Source organism: Paenibacillus periandrae (assembly GCF_022458865.1).
Classification (GTDB): Bacteria; Bacillota; Bacilli; order Paenibacillales; family NBRC-103111; genus Paenibacillus_S; species Paenibacillus_S periandrae.
Map to the genome: position 1 here is coordinate 21236 of NZ_JAJNMU010000019.1, position 17021 is coordinate 38256.

A 17021-nucleotide genomic window follows, 5' to 3' on the forward strand; every position below is an offset into this window, starting at 1 on the left:
CACCATGTTGTGCGTCACTCCGGCTTTTTTTGGAGCGATCATTACAGCGTAATTGCGAGTCAAGCATGTAACGGTTTAATTTTTCTTGGTATGGAAGCCACGTATGTGGAATTGTAGGGTTTAAACGCGTAAAATTGGTTACAGCTTGAAGAGCTGCATCGTTTGCTGCAACTTCGAAACCAGCTTGGTCATTTGCTCCGACTTGTCGACGATCTCTTGAACGGCAACAATTTGCTCGTTCATCGAGGCCGACACTTCCTCGGTTCCGGCCGCGGATTGCTGGGTAATAGCTGATATACTTTCCATTGTGCCCGATATGCGTTGTGCGCTGTCCAGCATCATCTGGCTGTCGCTCGCAAAGGTGGCAATCTGCTCGGAAATAAAGGTAACGCTGCTGACGATGTCGGCAAATATGTTCTCAGTTTCCGTGATTAATTGAGTTTGCTTGTTAACAATTTCTTCATTTTGCGCTATGTGTGTGAGTGCTTGGTGAATACCGCCCTCGATCGATTTGACGAGATGGAATACTTCTTTGGTAGAGGTAGTGGATTCTTCAGCGAGCTTGCGAACCTCTTGTGCAACGACAGCAAACCCTTTGCCATGCTCACCTGCACGAGCTGCTTCAATGGATGCATTCAAGGACAACAGGTTGGTTTGCTCGGCAATCTCAGATATCGTCCGTGTGATCTGGGAAATCCCGTTAGCCTGCTCAGCCAGCTGGTCGATTGTTCTTGATACATTCGCGGTAGCCTCAACATTGCGTTTCATGCCTGCGCTTTGCGTTTCAACAGCCTGCAGACCATTTTGAACCAAGGCTAACATATGTCCGGATCGTGAATTCATTTCCTGAGTGGAAGCGGTAAAGGTAGTTACTTTATTTTCAATTTCTTTGGTGGACACGGAAATATCAGATATTTCTTCGGATATCTGGTTGGCACCGGAAGCCAGTTCATTGGAAGAAACAGCAACCTGCTCAAGGATATTTTTCAAGTTTTCATTTTTGAAAAAAATATCTCGGCTGGAATCGAATACATGCTTGGACATACTGCCTGTATCCTGTAAAATTTCGCGAAGGCGTTCCATCATTTTATTAAAAGCAGTTCCAAGCTCACCGAGCGCATCATCGGACTGTACTTCTACCTTTTGGGAGAAGTCGCCTTTGGAGATGCTGAGTGCGACGCGTGAGATGTTGTTAATCGGTTCTGTAAGCGTTCTCTCAAACCAGTTGATAAAGGGAAAGCTTAGCCCGATCATGACAATTAAGAAGATAACTCCCAGAATCAAGCTTCTCTGTGATTCCAAGCTAATGATCAGAAGTGCAATGGAGTAAACAGCCACCAGCAGGTAGCAGCCGAACTGAAGTTTCTTTTTAAACGATAAGCCCTGTAACCAATTCATTAGCATATCTCCTTCAGATGTTAATATCTTACTTACGAGCAAATTATATCATCCCAAAGTAACAGGGTCTATACTTCAAATCAATTCCAGCGTAAAAAACAGGGATAACTGTCGAAAATAGTTCTTTGGTCGTATTCGAAGGTTGCCAAATTGTGATAATAATCGATATAGTAACGTAAAGCAAGTAAATGCTAAATGAAGAGGAGAAGATGAAGTGATCGCCTATGAAGGAATACATCATGTTAGCCTGGTTACCCGTGATTTGGAGCGCTCGAAAGCTTTTTATACAGAGGTTCTCGGTCTGAAGGAGCTGGAACGGCCGCCATTTGATTTTGAGGGTGCATGGTATGCGGTTGCAGAAGGCGGGCAGCAGTTGCACCTGATTGTCCATGAAGGACAAACACTTCGGGATGGGAAAATAGACTCAAGAGATGGGCATTTGGCCTTGCGTGTCAGCAGCTATGAGCATACAAGAAAATGGCTGGATGAGAAGGGGATTCCCTATGATGCCCGCCCTCATGCCAAGGCAGGATTCCCGCAGATCTATATTTTGGACCCGGATTGCAATATTATCGAGCTGAATGCCGATGTTTATGACGGGTAAGGGGGGAATCAAAAAGGTTTTCCCAAGGGGGTATTTGTCGTTTTTTGTTGTATGCTGACGACATATGGGTAATAAATATATAAATGTAAAATATTGTTGATTAATTCGCAAATCCTTCATATAATAGGACTGCAGCACCACGCTGACAACACCGATTAGGTAGGAGGATGTTAATGATTTTAGAAAATGTGACTTTGGCAAGGCAGATTGATATCGTGTTTCGGGAAATTAAGGAGGAGTTGGCTCTTCTCACTTCAGGAACGGTCTTTGTCCAAATTCGCAACAATGTTATTGGGAAATTTGGAGTTAGGGCGTTTCCTTTAGAGAGCAAGGGGAACCAGCTGCAGAAGATGGGGCTGGGATTGTCGGAGGAGGAGCTTCAAACATTCCGGCATACCGCAATGGAATCGTTAAAGCTCAAGCGCTGGACGCATGGTGAAATTTCGTTCGAATTTGCCATGCGCCAGAACAAGCTGTGCACGAGTGTTGCGTTTGAATCTAATTATAATATGTCCAGCCTGATGGAAGAGCTGAATCCAAACAAAAAAAAGGATTAAACGGTCTCCTTAGACAGAAAGTTTGGCCACGATTTCGTATATATCATACAGCACTTTATTAATTTACTATTTGTATTTCTTATTCGGGTTTTCATCGAAATCGTTGAACCGCTGACAGCTGCTGTTGGTGGTTTTTCCTTTGCATGGGGCATGAAGCAATCGCCTGGAAAAGAACTTTGCTCATTTGAAAAAACTGCCAATAATCCCAATTGACCATAAAATCAGCGGTCCAATAATGATAAACCCAATTATTACTGCAATAAATTTAAGAGGTGTTGATATTCCTCTTTGCTCGCTAATTGCATCTAATTTCTGATTTATTTTCTTAAGTTCATCAAGTATTTCTTTGTTCAATTCTTCTGACATTGTTTTAAACCCCCTTTTTGAAGCGTATAACCTTTACTACCATAATACTCCAATTTTGTTTTTAATTCATTTTTTGTTTTTATTTTATTGTACTGATTTTTGAATTGATTTTTACCTCACCAGCATCGCTAACGTGGTCCAATAGGTGAAGGCTAGAAGCCATTCGCTCATATTTTGTTGACTATTACTCCTGGCTTTCCCTTGCTATCGACGAAAGAATATATCCAATTGAACAGGTACCATTTCCAGTAATTCAATAAATGCTTTATCGACTCTATGTTCAATCGCCAGGTTGTAGTATTCAAGTAGATCCTTGTTATTTACTGTATTCAGTATTGAAATCAATCTCCTTATAGCGAAGGCTCCTATCCCCTCACCTATAAGAATTATGCAAATATCGACTTATATTTACAATATATGGTTTTTATTGTTTAGACATCCTATGGAAGTTATTGTAATCTATCAAATGTTAGATACATAAAATTATGGGAAGTAAGGGAGAGATTTGTTTTGAAAAAGTATCTGTCAGGATTATTGTTAGTTATATTTTTATTTTTATTAGCATCAAGCTCATCTGTCTCAGCTGATCCAGTCCAAGGTAATATGTTGGTTGGAAGCACTTATGGTTGGATTAGAACACCAGATGCTCCGAATTCAGTGAGTTATAGTACTTCAATTCTAGGTACCAAAGCTGATGTTGATGGTAATGAAACAACAACAACAAATTTTGATACTGCTTATTATTATTATGCTAAAATTAGCAGCACTTCGGTGACAATAAAGAGCATACGCTTCTTCGCTTCACAGGCCGTAACATTTACATTTTATGATGGAACCAATAATACCAGACTATATACATATTCAATTGCTGCAAATGACTCTACATATCATTCAATAAATGTGCCCAACGTAAAAATCATAGGTGTGCATGTAGAAAGTGATGCAAAAGTAAAAGAGTGGTATGTTTCGAGTGCAGATCCAATCCCCTCTGCACCTTTGGCGTTAACTGCTATACCTGAAAACGCACAGGTTGATCTTACTTGGTCAACCGTAACCGGAACAACCGGATACAATATCAAGCGTTCGACGACACCAAGCGGGCCTTATATCACAGTTGCCAATAACGTTTATGGATCGCCCTATACTGACACTACAGTCACCAACGGCATAACTTATTACTATGTTGTAACGGCGCTAAATGCTGGAGGAGAAAGTGGAAATTCAAACGAAGCTTCAGCTACACCTATGGGTTCAAGCAGAGTAATCCTTACCACAACAATGACGAATGGAGACATATTTGAACACAACATCTCCAAAGCTGAATTAACCACGTTCCTTGCATGGTTCGATGCCAAAGCAGCTGGGACAGGTCCGGCCAAGTATACATTTACGAATCAGCACTTGAAGGGTTCTTTCTTAGCTCGTAAAAATAGCCTGATCTTCGACAAGATCTTAAAACTCAATTACGATGAGTACAGTATTAGCGGCAGTGGAGCACCTACTGAAGTAGCAGAGATTACAGCTGGAACTGCTTTGAGTATTATCCTGACAGACGGCAAGGTAGAGGAGTTTATCCTATCAGCAGCTGACTACAATGCTTTCGTTGCTTGGTATGATGCAAAATCGGCTGGTACGGGTCCAGCACGTTACACATTTGAAAACCCGTTGAAAAAAGGTCCTTTTTTAGCCCGGCATGAAGTCGTGATTTTTGATAAGATTTCTTCCTATGATTCCGAAGATTTTAACTAATGTCTAATTAGAATTGAATGAGAAACAAAGGAAAGGCTCTCTTTCTTCTGGATTGAGAGCTTTTCCTTTATTTCATGACTTTACAAAATCGTTACCGTTTTCGAACCTTAAATTACAATAATTGGTATTATAAGTTTAGACAATCCATGGAAGTTATTGTAATCTACTATTTGTCTTATACATAATAAATTGGAATATAAGGGAGAGATTTGTTTGAAGAGATGTGTTTTAAGTTTATTTGCATTTTTATTGTTAACAATACTTGGGGCATCAAGTGTATTTGCTCAAGGGAATAATTTTTATTTTAAATTAGAGATCTTGTCTGGGTATGATGCTAATGAAACACAAATATCAGAGCTGGAGTTTTATTACAATGGAAATAAAATTGACAAATCCAATTTATCTATCGTAAGTAATTCAGCTACGGATACTAGTTTGTCTTGGTTACCTGATAAATTGATCGATGGAACGACGCAATCTTATCCTACTGGTCGCGGAACTAGTTTTGTAGGTGCGTATCCCAAATATGTTATCGTAAAAAGCACCCAAGTTTTTGATAATGTTAAAATATATAATGATAGTCAAGGGTCATATGCCGCCAAAGATGTACAGTTGTTTAGTCTAATAACTAATAGCGATCCGTTGAGAAATAATGTACAGTGGAATCAATTTGCTACATATACCTTTGGTTCGGGATTTTCTAACTATACCTTTAATTTAACAAGTGTCGCACCAGTTGTTCCTTACAATGTAGCTGCAACTTCAGGTAATGCTCAAGTAAATTTATCATGGAACGTGGTATCAGGTGCGACAGGTTACAACATCTATAAATCAAATACCATAAGTGGAGTTTATACTAAAATTTCTTCCAATGTCACTTTAAATTCCTTTTTGGATACCTCTGTACTTAATGGTGTGGAGTACTATTATATTATTACCGCAGTTAATACAGGCGGTGAAAGTGGAGACTCTAACAAAGTGTATGCATTCCCTCAAACGCCTTCAGATCAATATTCGGCGAATATTATTCCAGTTATGACAACATACAATTCCTCAGGCGGAATAGTGACGGCAAGTGATGAATATTCCGGACGAGACGGTACTTTACCTGCCTGGAAAGCTTTTGATGGTATAAAAAAATATTCTTCTTCAGCTGGTAATTATAATGCTTGGGGAACAAGTGCAATACAAGGCTGGTTGGCCTATGAATTTCCTTTACCCAAAACTGTAGTTCGGTATGTGCTTTATTTCGGTTTTTATTCAAATGCATCCTATAATAACGATACACCGAAAAAGTGGACGTTTGAAGGAACTAACGACAATGTGAATTGGACAGTACTCGATTCAAGAGATAATATAACTCACTGGGTAGATGGCGATTCAAAAGCTTTTACATTTGAAAACAACACAGCATTTAAAAAGTACAGAATTAATATAAGTGCCAATAACGGTTCAACTGGCGATCATGTAAATCTTGATATCCACGAATTGGAAATGATGGAAAAGGCGGTTCCCTCCATACCTGGAATATCAAATTTGGTTGCCACAGCAGGGGACTCCCAAGTCACCCTCAACTGGAATGCAGTCACTGGCGCTAATGGCTATAACGTCAAACGCTCCACAATTGCCGGTGGTCCATATACAACAGTTGCCAATAACGTTTATGGATCGCCCTATACTGACACTACAGTCACCAACGGCATAACTTACTACTATGTTGTAACGGCGCTAAATGCTGGAGGAGAAAGTGGAAATTCAAACGAAGCTTCAGCTACACCTATGGGTACAAGCAGAGTAATCCTTACCACAACAATGACGAATGGAGACATATTTGAACACAACATCTCCAAAGCTGAATTAACCACGTTCCTTGCATGGTTCGATGCCAAAGCAGCTGGCACAGGTCCGGCCAAGTATACATTTACAAATCAGCACCTGAAAGGTTCTTTCTTAGCACGCAAAAATAGCCTAATCTTCGACAAGATTTTAAAATTCAATTACGATGAGTATAGTATTAGCGGCAGTGGCACACCTACTGAAGTAGCAGAAGTGACTGCTGGAACTGCTTTAAGTATTACCTTAACAGACGGCAAGGTAGAGGAGTTTATCCTATCTACAGCTGACTATAATGCTTTCGTTGCTTGGCATGATGCAAAATCTGCTGGTACGGGTCCAGCTCATTACACATTTGAAAATCCGTTGAAAAAAGGTCCATTCTTAGCTAGGCATGAAGTCGTGATATTTGATAAAATTTCTTCCTATGATTCCGAAGATTTTAACTGATACGTTAGCCCTCACTCCTTAGGGATTGGGGGCTTCTTGTTTTATTTAGAAAATCCTTTTCCGTGTATTAATACATAAAAAGTATCTTATCTATTAGTATATAGCTATTTGGCAGGACATACCTCACTGCAAAGTTTGTTCGATAAGATCTGTACTTTCCGAAAAGAACCCTATGGGTTGTCGAGGAGATTCCTCTACCGTCTTGGGATTCGCAACTAATATGAGGCTGAAACTATTTGCGTTTTGTATTAGTTCTAAGTGTTTACCGTCCAAATTTCCTCCTAATCTTACGAACGATGGTGCTAACCATGTAACTCGTTCAAGCTTTACCATCATACCGTTAATTACGATTAGAGTTTCATGGCTATCCCCTAATTTATTGTCAAAATCATTAATAGCAGCGGCTAAATTTTGAAAACTTATGTAAGAATCATTCTGCGGGAGTCGCACTATCGAGGGGCTCTGAGCAAATTCTACGAAAGAATCAAGGTTTTTTAGTGGGTTATTCAACACTCTTCTCATAAGCTTCTCCTGCGCAATTGCTTTATCAAAAGGCTCATCAACTTTATTCATATTCTTACACCTCATAAGAGTATTTGTCTTGAGAGATATTATGTCCGAAATCCTATCAGGATATAATTGGAAAGCAATAATTGTGTTTGTACAGGTTCCATAAAATACAAAAAAAGCCCTCATTCTTCGGGATTGAGAGTTTCTATCGTTTCCAAGACTTTACAAAATCGTCACCGTTCTCGAACCTTTAATTACAATATATGGTTTTATTTGTTTAGACAATCCATGGAAGTTATTGTAATCTACTATTTGTCTTATACATAATAAATTGGAAAATAAGGGAGAGATTTGTTTGAAGAAAATGTTGGTTTTATTTTTTGCTTTGGTGATGGTGAGTATGGTTTCCATAATTTCTTCTGCGTCTGCAGAAGATCAGTATTCTGGAAATCTTATTCCGGTCATGACTTCGGCTACAACACCATCTGGTATTGTGACGTCTAGCACCGAGTACTCTGGAACGCCTGCTTGGAAAGCTTTCGACGGGAATAAATTATATTATGATGGTAGTACATACAGAGCATGGGGTACAAATTCTTCGACAGGTTGGATTGCTTACGAATTTCCCACAGCGAAAATCATCTCCAAGTATGTAATTTATTATGGAACTCAAAATGCCAACGGCTATGTTAATGCGATCAACCCTAAAAATTGGACATTTGAGGGAACCATTGATGGTAACAACTGGGTCGTTTTAGATACACAAACAAATATTACAAGTTGGATAACTGGCCAAGAAAAGGCATTTACTTTTATTAATAATACTCCGTATAAGCGCTATAGAATTAATATTTCAGAAAAAAATGGAACATCAAACGGTACTGTAAATCTTACCGTGCATGAAATTGCCATGATGGAGAAGATAAATACCGTTCCTGATGCTACAACATTATCAGTGGTTGCTGGCAATGCTCAAATTACCCTAACATGGCCTGCTGTTACAGGGGCAACGGGATACAATATCAAACGTTCCACAACTGCCGGTGGACCTTACACTACAGTTGCTACCAACGTGTATGGCTCCCCTTATACTGATACTACAGTCACTAATGGCACAACTTATTATTATGTAGTTACAGCGGTTAATACAGGCGGAGAGAGCACCAATTCAAACGAAGCATCAGCTACACCAACGGCACCAGCAGCTACGAACAGAGCATTACTCGTTATCACCCTCGTTAGCGGTCTTGAAAAAGAATATGATCTATCCATGACCGAAGTAAACAGCTTCACAACCTGGTATGCTGCACGTGCTGCGGGAACTGGAGCTGAAGTCTACACGATCAATAAATCGTTCAACAAAGCTAGCTTCCTAACACGCAAAGATAATATCGCATTTAATAAGATCGAGCTATATGAAGTTAATGAGTATACACCAGCGCCATAAGTATTACATCCCAAATATATGCATATTAAAGGAGCGATTATAGTGAAATCAATAATAACAAAATCACTAGTTTTGTTAAGCTTAGTTGGTACATCGTTACCATTCACAGTTGTAGGTGCTGAAGCGGCAATACAAACTGAATTAACTTTTCAAGTTCCCATGAATACATACTGCGGTCCAAATAATCCCATTGAGTTTTCTTTTGAATTTGTTAATACAAAGGATACCTCGGCTAATGTAACTTTGCACTTATATAAAAAGGATGGAACAGAATTTACATCAACCGGAACTTCATATGATGGGATCGAATCTACAGTGACACCGGGTACCATCTCTACCCTTACTAAGAATGCAGCGGGATTGTATCATATTAATTATGGAAGCCAGCAGAGTTGTTCGGAACGAGTGTATTCAGGAAAATTAGTATCCGAATCTGGAACTTCTACTATTCTAGCGAGAGGTTGGGTAGATAGTAAGCATGGTACGGAGAGAGTCATTGTTAAAGATGACCTGGGTACATCTCGTCCGCCTGCTGACACAACTGCGCCCGCTGCCGTGATGAACCTGACTGCTGGAAGCCCGACTTTAACTTCTATCACTTTAAACTGGACTGCTCCAGGTAACGATGGAACGGTAGGAACGGCTACTTACTACGATATTCGTTACAGTACCTCGCCCATAACTGAAGCGAACTGGGCAACTGCAACACAAGTAAGTGGTGAGCCTGCTCCTGCTATTGCTGGTACCAATCAATCTATGGAGATCACAGGATTAAACCCAAATACAACTTATTATTTTGCAATTAAAACAAGTGATGAAATTCCTAATATTTCAATCATATCGAATAGCCCTAATGCTAAAACATTAGCTCAGACTTATTCTATTGACTTGACTGATGGATTGCCTTCCTCTGCATTCTCCAGCAGTACCAATTGGAGCACACAAGGTCCTGAAAAAGCATTTAATAATGTGTGGAATGCAGGTAATGATGTCAATGCATACTTTACAAGCTCAGGCCATCTTACTAATGAATGGATTAAGGTTGATTTTGGCAGCGATAAGGCTATTGCGAAATTGCGTTATCAAGCAGCTATATTTGATAACTACCGTGTAGGAATGAAAAACTTTAAAGTACAAGCCTCATCGGATAACACATCATGGATAGATCAGTATACTGGAATAGCATTACCAAACTCATCGATTCAAGAGTTTACCTGGACTCCTACAAATAGTTTCAAATATTGGAGAATATATTTAATAGACAATCATGGAAATGGAAATTATTTTGGTATTTCTGAAATGGAAATGATGGCAATACAGTAAATTGTTAATTGTCTAATGCCTATAACAGAAAGCGACGAGAGTATTTAGTATCGACAACACACTCGCGGTACAATTGTTAGCAGGGAGAGTGACAGCGTGAGCGTGAGTACTTCAGCAATAAAGCACGTATAGCAAGCAACCAACAGAGGAAGAGCAGGGATGATGACCTACATATTACGCAGCTGCGAATATCCTTTTGTCGTCATGCGTGATTTAGTGAGGTCGTGGATCAGTATTGTATCTATACCCGACGAAGCTCACGCTGGAACTAATTGATTAAGTAGAAAAAGCCTGGAACCAACCCCAAGGCTTTTTCTGCTTATTAACTGGTTGTGGTATAACTTCAAGGTAGTGACATAGTAGTTTTGTTGAATGACGGATATAGTTGAATCCTAGATTTTTCTCGGTACCTTGTAAATGATAAAAACAATACTAGCTAATGCCAACAACTCAAAGAGGATTGAATAAGGCGGCGCATTCGTCACTGTGGAATGTAAAAAACTGTGCATTTCATCAAACTTGGGACTTATTTTAAGCACCCACATGACATCTGGAAGTGCGCCCAGGAAAGCCGTTACCAGGACAAGTACATCTTTATCACGCCAGGCTATGTATAGCAAAAACAAGATGATCAGGGAGCCGATGAGCACATTGCTCAACATTTGCAGCTCAAAATGGGGTACTGCATCTAAAGCAAAATGCGAGCACAAGGATAATGCTAATATAGCTGGCAGCGCAACTGCCTTTTGGATGCCGGAAGTGTTTTTGACTGAAGATAGCATATACATAGCGGAAGCTGCTGCCATGTGTGTGGCTACGAGCACAATAATTCTCCTCTCCTGTTGAGGTTACACAAGAGCTATTATAATTTGATTTTGGCGTACTTACAACAAACGTATGAGTTCGTTAATAACTTGGCTATACTGGCGAGTATAGGGTGGTGGCAGCTATGGCGTTCTTGCCTATGTATCAGAGGCTTGCAGAGTTGTGGACGGTAAAGCAGCAGCGACAACTCACAGCCGACGAAAAGATTGAAATGGACCAGTGCCTCAAGCTCAATGCCAAGCTTTGCTGGGATATGGCGTACTTGGAGAATGTGTCGATGATGGCATCGTTAACAGCAGATGTGGAGTGGCAGCACGAAATCTGTCTGGAGATCGAATCGTTACAGCTGGGACAAGATAAAAAGCCGGGGAGATAATCCCGTGGCTTATTTTCGTTGAGTCAACAAATGCGTTGGATATCAAAGCCCTCAGTCCGAAAGGAAGGAGGGCTTTATTTTTTACAGAAGAGGTTGTAAGTATCTTCAACTTGAGCTGAAAACTTTATTTAGATAAAGGCACGACTAATAATAACCAATAGAATAAAGAGAACAAGAATTTCACCCGTAGAATTCCAAAACCAAAACCCCCACAACTTCAAAATGACGAATTTGGATAAGTGGCATCAATTTATGGAGCGTATTACAACGAATCAAGCAGGAAAAGTCCGTATTACGCAATATACTATCGAAGGGTATCCTATCTTTTAAGGTCAAGAAGGGTATGTCTTTAATGAATGTAAAAATAACAGGTAAAACCTTTTGGTTTGTGGAAACACAGTAATGATGGGTCGTTCCTTATGTAATTGCAACAAGATGGGGTCAGTCAAAAAAAGCTTTACTCCAACTGGCTTAAGATTTATTGGCAAAAGACATTCCTTTTGCGGCAAGAGCTTGCTTGAGCTGGTCAATTGCCTTCGGGCCCATACCATGCAGCTTCAAAACCTCTGTTTCAGTGAGCCTGGTCAACTGTTCAAGTCGCGTATAGCCGACCCCAATGAGTGCTCGTTTTGCCGGATTCGACAAATTGATGGGAAGATCACTCGCTGATTCTTCCTGAAAATTGTTATTTGACATTACAAATTCCCCCTCAACTATTCCTGTGAAGCAAGGCTTAGCTGCCACGAAACCCCGAATTTATCTGCTACCCAACCAAATTTTTTACTAAAAGGATACGCTCCTAAAGGCATTAATACAGATCCTTCCAGAGATAATTTCTCAAAGACCCTACTAACATCTTCTTCGGTATCACAAGTTACATACAAGGACATTGAAGGAGTAAAGGTAAATGCATGCTGTGTGTTGCTATCGATACACATAAACTCTTGTCCGTTAAGAGAGAAGGTAGCATGTACTACTGTGCCCTCAGCTCCAGCTTCATTCGCGCCATAACGTGTAATACTTGTTATTTCTGACTTATCGAATAAGGAGATATACAAATTCATCGCTTCTTCAGCCTTACCATCGAACATTAAAAACGTCGTGATTTTCGTCATAAAGATCAATCTCCTTTAGCATATAGCGGATGTAATTGCTGCAGCAGTGTCTCTTTCAACTGTATTCTCATTGTATCACCTTGTCCATTTTAGGGTGTAGATTCTTTTTATTCCTTAGCCTTGTCTATTAACAGACGGTTATATTCATTCAATACAGCATCCATCATTCTGCTTGCCGTGAGCAGTTCTGGGTCCGCCAAGTCCTTGTTCCTGGAAAGTCGATTTAGCTCCTGCCTAAGCTCCTCAATGCGCTCGATAAGCTGATCTAATTTAGTGGTCATCATGAATTCTCCTTTTGTGGTTTATAATTAGGTTCCCCACAAAGTAAAGGAAGATTCGACTTTCAAAAAATTGTATATATGGAAATATCAAAAGCCCTCGTACCTTTATTAAGGAATGAGGGCTGCTTACGGTTTATTGTGGATTATTTTGTTTCGGAATTCCATTTAAACTCGGTGGTCGTTTTGCGGCCGTATTAGCTCGAAGCTCAGCCTCTTCTTCTATAAATTTATTTTCTTTAAAGTCTCGACTTTTGGGCGAATCGGGTTTGGTAACATCCATGATAAGAACTCACCTCCTGTCCCATTTAGTATCCCAGTAAGCAAGCTTACTATTCGGGGAGGAACATCCATTGCTTATCAGGATACCTCTTTTATATTATCTGGAGAATCATTCTTAACATTCCCTACAGCTTTGGTCACCGGGTACACCCGCAGCTCCTCATCGGGATATGGTTCTCCAATCAAAGATTGCAGCAGGCTAATATCCTGAATGCTGCGGTCCAGCCATGCTGCCTCATCTTGTTTCCTCAGAATGATCGGCATCCGATCGTGAATGCCCGCCATCGTCTTATTCGGTACTGTCGTAATAATCGTACAACTGCTGATCTTGTCACCCTCTGGATTTATCCAGGTATCATAAAGGCCCGCCATCGCAAACAATTGTCCGGTTCTTTGCACAATCCGCATCGGTTGCTTACCATCCTCAGTTACTTTCCACTCATAAAAACCATCTGCAGGAATGATGCAGCGCTTGCTCTTTAATGATGTTCGAAATGCAGGCTTGTCTGCAATGGTTTCCACCCGGGCGTTGATCATGGTATAACCAATCTTGGCATCTTTGGCCCAAGAGGGGATTAGCCCCCAGCGCAGCTGGCCTAACTTGTTCTGTACTCCATTGTTAATAATGGCTGGAACCATTTGTCCGGGCGCAACATTGTACCGCGGCTCATAAAAGGGTGTTGAGCTTTCAAGCATAAATCGCAGCATCAATTCTTCCTCGGTAACGGTGATCGTGTATCTTCCACACATTGAGAACCCCCCTGTGAATATCGATACTACCATTTTACCTCAAACCCTTTAAGGCTTAAACGTTAATAACAGATTATCCAGAAAACACCTAATGTTATTTTGCGATGATTTTGTTGGGCTTGTATATGAGATTTGCCGACTTGTGGGTAATCAATACGATGTAAACGACATCAACAATAAAAATGAGGATGTACAGCATCGTTAGCAAAAGGGAGTGCGGGTATTGGGAATAACACAAAACGGAGATGCACAGCGTACCAATCATTTTAAAATAAGCGATGGATATGGACTGGCCTTGGAAGTTTTTTATCATCAGCATGCGGATAAACAGGATGGACATCATGAGGTTGATGCCAAATGCTGAATATTTGCCCTCAAGATCATGAAATTCTTGCGCGATTCCATAGTGCAGTAGAAGGGCAATGGCCATTAAAGAAAAGATAACGGCTTTGGCGGGAAAACCGGGATTTTGTTTCTTGGAGTAGTACAAGCATTGCAGAAGAATGATACAGTCCAAGAAGAACCAGATCACGGTTATGATTTGTTGCAGCGGATCAAAGGGGAGGATGAAGGAAAATAAAAACTCCCAAGTGATATTGGCACAAATGGCGGCGGTTGGCATACCGCTAGTACGATCCTGATAGCTTTTATAAATCACAAGTATGTAGGTGATTGTCCAAAAAAAGGCCATTCCAAGCAGCAGCAACAGTTCTACGCGCTGAGAAAATAAGTGTTGCATATAGAGAAAACACATCCTTCCGGGGGATTTTCTCTTATAAGTATGATTTGCCAGGCTTGCCTATGAATTTGTTTATAAACGAAAAAAGCCCTAATGGGCTTTTCAAATCAACATGGAACCAGTCATATTGTCGGACTTGTATGGCAGGCTTTTGGCTAACTAATTTTTTGCTTTTATTGCTCCTGCCCATCGCTTTTTCGGCACGGTTGGCCATATTTATCGTATCCTCAACGGTATCTTCAACTGTTTTCTCTACGAAATCGGCTATCTTATCGACCAATGAATGCTGTACTTTCTTAGGCATAAAGCTTCCTCCTTTTTTCGACTCGATGGCTATAAATTCCCCATCAAATCCCTGATTATTCACATGTTAATAAGGCTCTGCACCGTGAGCGATGTTTACGGCTTTATCTGGTGCCTGATCACCGTTTTTATTGCCAAGCGGTTTTTGGCCGGTTCCACCCTTGGGCGAATTTTCAAGACCTTCTCGTAATCGGCGCCCGTATTCCTCGTCGGCTTCTGCAGCAAGTGCGATCATGGCATCACGGATACGGACGTCGCACTGCGAGAGATCGCCCACCAGATTGGAAATCAATTCATCACGCTCCCAATCCTTGAACCGTCGATAAGTATCGCCTGCTTGCTGCGTATTGTTCGATCTATCAATGGATTGACGCACGAGCCTTCCTTCAATGAGCGGTGTGTATTCCTTTCCGGCTTGCTGTGCTTCAATTAAGCCGCCCAGCAGGGAAGGCTCATAGTTGATATGAGGATTGTGGCTCGGTGACCTATCGACATAATATTCCATTTGGCCGCCGCTTTGGTTCGTGGCAACCCGTTTTTTGGGAGCGTTAATCGGCAATTGCAAATAATTGGCGCCTACCCGATGACGCTGTGTATCTGAGTAAGAAAACGTTCGGCCCTGCAGCATTTTGTCATCTGAAAAATCGAGACCATCGACTAGCACACCTGTGCCGAAGGCTACCTGTTCCACTTCAGTGAAATAATTGACCGGATTTCGGTTTAAAATCATTTTTCCGACCGGCAGCCATGGGAACTGCTCCTCCGGCCATAGCTTGGTATCGTCAAGGGGATCGAAATCCAGCTCAGGATGCTCATCATCACTGAGGATTTGGACAAGCAGCTCCCATTCCGGATAATCACTGCGTTCTATGGCTTGATATAAGTCTTGGGTTGCATGATTAAAATTGGTTGCCTGAATCTCGCTGGCTTCCTTTTGCGTTAAATTTTTGATGCCCTGCTTCGGTTCCCAATGATATTTAACCAGCACCGCTTGACCGTCGCTGTTCACCCATTTATATGTATTAACGCCAGAGCCCTGCATCATGCGATAGTTGGCTGGAATGCCCCAGGGTGAATAAACAAAGGTAACCATGTGAAAGGATTCAGGGGAGCTGGCACAAAAGTCGAAGAAACGTTCTGCATCCTGAATGTTCGTAACCGGGTCCGGTTTAAAAGCGTGAATCATGTCTGGGAACTTAATGGCATCGCGTATAAAGAAAATTTTCAGGTTGTTCCCGACCAAATCCCAGTTTCCGTCCTCCGTATAAAATTTCACAGCAAAACCACGGGGATCACGAAGGGTTTCCGGAGAATGACCACCATGAATAACCGATGAAAAGTGGACAAAAACAGGTGTCTGTTTTCCTTTTTCCTGAAACAATTTGGCACGCGTATATTTGGATACCGGCTCGTTGCCTACAGTTCCATAAGCTTCGAAATAGCCGTGCGCACCCGCACCCCGCGCATGAACGACACGTTCTGGAATCCGTTCCCGATCAAAGTGGCTGATTTTTTCGATAAAATCGTAATTTTCCAAAGTAGCTGGACCCCGATTACCTACTGTTCTTATGCTCTGATTGTTGGTAACAGGGTGACCTTGCCGGTTTGTCAACGTGTTAGTGTCCTCGGTAATTGACTGCTGCTTATTACGATTAGACGGATCATTGGTCATTCCATAGCCCTCCTGGATTGTAATCATATGGTAATCCGTATTTGGCAGCTCCTGCCATCAGGTTGTTCCAACCATAGATTTCCGCGTTGTCTCATCAAATATTCCTATTTTTCTGCAAACCAAATAAAAAGGCGATTCCTCTCGGAATCACCTTAATCTAAGTATATGGAGCGACTCATTATCTGGAAAATTTGCCTGCCAGTTGTTGCTCAGCGATTTGAACCAGACGGCGCGTGATGTGTCCCCCGATTGCTCCGGTGTCGCGAGATGCCATGAAACCGTAGTAACCATCCTGAGGAATTTGAATACCCAATTCTTGAGCCACCTCATACTTCAATTGTTCTAAAGCTTGAGAGGCTTGAGGTACGACTAAGGTGTTGCTGTTGCTGGATTGTCCTTGTGCCATTGATATCACCTCCGTTCATACAGGTAGTATGTGACAAT

At 41.2% G+C, this 17021-nt stretch carries 22 protein-coding genes; 8 read left to right on the plus strand and 14 right to left on the minus strand.

The annotated features are described in order from the left end of the window. Positions 1 to 138: 138 nt before the first annotated feature. Positions 139 to 1398, minus strand: a complete 1260-nt coding sequence (locus tag LRL21_RS28685) for a methyl-accepting chemotaxis protein (RefSeq protein WP_240419198.1) — start codon at positions 1396 to 1398, stop codon at positions 139 to 141. 214 nt (positions 1399 to 1612) lie between these two features. On the opposite strand from LRL21_RS28685, the gene LRL21_RS28690 reads away from it, so the two are divergent. Together LRL21_RS28690 and LRL21_RS28695 are read left to right on the plus strand one after the other, a co-directional pair. Continuing rightward, the gene (locus LRL21_RS28690) at positions 1613 to 2002 is read left to right on the plus strand and encodes a VOC family protein (RefSeq protein ID WP_240419199.1); all 390 of its coding nucleotides are present in this window, start codon (positions 1613 to 1615) and stop codon (positions 2000 to 2002) included. Positions 2003 to 2175: 173 nt separating this feature from the next. Further along, the gene (locus LRL21_RS28695) at positions 2176 to 2559 is read left to right on the plus strand and encodes an NUDIX hydrolase (protein WP_240419200.1); all 384 of its coding nucleotides are present in this window, start codon (positions 2176 to 2178) and stop codon (positions 2557 to 2559) included. Between the two features lie 180 nt (positions 2560 to 2739). Here LRL21_RS28695 and LRL21_RS28700 read toward each other — a convergent pair whose 3' ends face one another. Further along, positions 2740 to 2925 carry a hypothetical protein gene (locus tag LRL21_RS28700; protein WP_240419201.1) on the minus strand — a complete coding sequence of 62 codons (186 nt, stop codon included), beginning with the start codon at positions 2923 to 2925 and terminating at the stop codon, positions 2740 to 2742. A 510-nt stretch (positions 2926 to 3435) separates the two neighbouring features. Between LRL21_RS28700 and LRL21_RS28705 the strand changes: the two genes are divergently transcribed. Both LRL21_RS28705 and LRL21_RS28710 read left to right on the plus strand, forming a co-directional pair. Continuing rightward, complete coding sequence (locus LRL21_RS28705) at positions 3436 to 4674, plus strand: fibronectin type III domain-containing protein (protein WP_240419202.1); 1239 nt, start codon at positions 3436 to 3438, stop codon at positions 4672 to 4674. Positions 4675 to 4887: 213 nt separating this feature from the next. Beyond that, complete coding sequence (locus LRL21_RS28710; protein WP_240419203.1) at positions 4888 to 6957, plus strand: hypothetical protein; 2070 nt, start codon at positions 4888 to 4890, stop codon at positions 6955 to 6957. A 123-nt stretch (positions 6958 to 7080) separates the two neighbouring features. Here LRL21_RS28710 and LRL21_RS28715 read toward each other — a convergent pair whose 3' ends face one another. After that, positions 7081 to 7530, minus strand: coding sequence for a hypothetical protein (locus LRL21_RS28715; protein ID WP_240419204.1), 450 nt, complete (start codon positions 7528 to 7530; stop codon positions 7081 to 7083). Positions 7531 to 7822: 292 nt separating this feature from the next. On the opposite strand from LRL21_RS28715, the gene LRL21_RS28720 reads away from it, so the two are divergent. Both LRL21_RS28720 and LRL21_RS46390 read left to right on the plus strand, forming a co-directional pair. After that, a complete protein-coding gene (locus LRL21_RS28720; RefSeq protein WP_240419205.1) occupies positions 7823 to 8914 on the plus strand; it encodes a fibronectin type III domain-containing protein in 1092 nt (363 codons plus the stop codon). Positions 8915 to 8956: 42 nt separating this feature from the next. Then, positions 8957 to 10237 carry a discoidin domain-containing protein gene (locus LRL21_RS46390; RefSeq protein WP_240419206.1) on the plus strand — a complete coding sequence of 427 codons (1281 nt, stop codon included), beginning with the start codon at positions 8957 to 8959 and terminating at the stop codon, positions 10235 to 10237. Between the two features lie 392 nt (positions 10238 to 10629). Here LRL21_RS46390 and LRL21_RS28730 read toward each other — a convergent pair whose 3' ends face one another. Continuing rightward, positions 10630 to 11061: a hypothetical protein gene (locus LRL21_RS28730; protein WP_240419207.1), complete on the minus strand. Its 432-nt coding sequence runs from the start codon at positions 11059 to 11061 to the stop codon at positions 10630 to 10632. Between the two features lie 125 nt (positions 11062 to 11186). On the opposite strand from LRL21_RS28730, the gene LRL21_RS28735 reads away from it, so the two are divergent. Continuing rightward, the gene (locus LRL21_RS28735; RefSeq protein ID WP_240419208.1) at positions 11187 to 11438 is read left to right on the plus strand and encodes a DUF7667 family protein; all 252 of its coding nucleotides are present in this window, start codon (positions 11187 to 11189) and stop codon (positions 11436 to 11438) included. Between the two features lie 128 nt (positions 11439 to 11566). Here the strand turns inward: LRL21_RS28735 and LRL21_RS28740 are convergent, their stop codons facing one another. Beyond that, positions 11567 to 11662 (minus strand): YjcZ family sporulation protein, encoded by a 96-nt coding sequence (locus LRL21_RS28740; protein ID WP_240419357.1) that lies wholly within the window; start codon positions 11660 to 11662, stop codon positions 11567 to 11569. Here LRL21_RS28740 and LRL21_RS46870 point away from each other — a divergent pair. Further along, positions 11661 to 11768 carry a DUF4362 domain-containing protein gene (locus tag LRL21_RS46870; protein ID WP_420832498.1) on the plus strand — a complete coding sequence of 36 codons (108 nt, stop codon included), beginning with the start codon at positions 11661 to 11663 and terminating at the stop codon, positions 11766 to 11768. The two genes, LRL21_RS28740 and LRL21_RS46870, sit on opposite strands and share 2 nt — an antisense overlap. A gap of 141 nt (positions 11769 to 11909) precedes the next feature. Here the strand turns inward: LRL21_RS46870 and LRL21_RS28745 are convergent, their stop codons facing one another. The 9 genes from LRL21_RS28745 to LRL21_RS28785 form a co-directional block, all read right to left on the minus strand. Beyond that, positions 11910 to 12134, minus strand: coding sequence for a helix-hairpin-helix domain-containing protein (locus tag LRL21_RS28745; protein WP_240419209.1), 225 nt, complete (start codon positions 12132 to 12134; stop codon positions 11910 to 11912). A 17-nt stretch (positions 12135 to 12151) separates the two neighbouring features. Beyond that, positions 12152 to 12553: a VOC family protein gene (locus tag LRL21_RS28750; protein ID WP_240419210.1), complete on the minus strand. Its 402-nt coding sequence runs from the start codon at positions 12551 to 12553 to the stop codon at positions 12152 to 12154. A 107-nt stretch (positions 12554 to 12660) separates the two neighbouring features. Then, entirely contained in the window at positions 12661 to 12837 is a 177-nt protein-coding gene (locus LRL21_RS28755; protein WP_240419211.1) for an aspartyl-phosphate phosphatase Spo0E family protein, read from the minus strand. Between the two features lie 130 nt (positions 12838 to 12967). Then, positions 12968 to 13114: a hypothetical protein gene (locus tag LRL21_RS28760; protein ID WP_240419212.1), complete on the minus strand. Its 147-nt coding sequence runs from the start codon at positions 13112 to 13114 to the stop codon at positions 12968 to 12970. A 77-nt stretch (positions 13115 to 13191) separates the two neighbouring features. Further along, positions 13192 to 13863 carry an SOS response-associated peptidase gene (locus tag LRL21_RS28765; RefSeq protein ID WP_240419213.1) on the minus strand — a complete coding sequence of 224 codons (672 nt, stop codon included), beginning with the start codon at positions 13861 to 13863 and terminating at the stop codon, positions 13192 to 13194. A gap of 94 nt (positions 13864 to 13957) precedes the next feature. Further along, positions 13958 to 14602 (minus strand): transmembrane-type terpene cyclase, encoded by a 645-nt coding sequence (locus LRL21_RS28770; protein ID WP_240419214.1) that lies wholly within the window; start codon positions 14600 to 14602, stop codon positions 13958 to 13960. 34 nt (positions 14603 to 14636) lie between these two features. Next, a complete protein-coding gene (locus tag LRL21_RS28775; RefSeq protein WP_240419215.1) occupies positions 14637 to 14906 on the minus strand; it encodes a hypothetical protein in 270 nt (89 codons plus the stop codon). 66 nt (positions 14907 to 14972) lie between these two features. Continuing rightward, positions 14973 to 16577, minus strand: coding sequence for a catalase (locus LRL21_RS28780; protein ID WP_240419358.1), 1605 nt, complete (start codon positions 16575 to 16577; stop codon positions 14973 to 14975). Between the two features lie 178 nt (positions 16578 to 16755). Continuing rightward, positions 16756 to 16983, minus strand: coding sequence for an alpha/beta-type small acid-soluble spore protein (locus LRL21_RS28785; protein ID WP_076236594.1), 228 nt, complete (start codon positions 16981 to 16983; stop codon positions 16756 to 16758). Positions 16984 to 17021 lie beyond the last annotated feature (38 nt).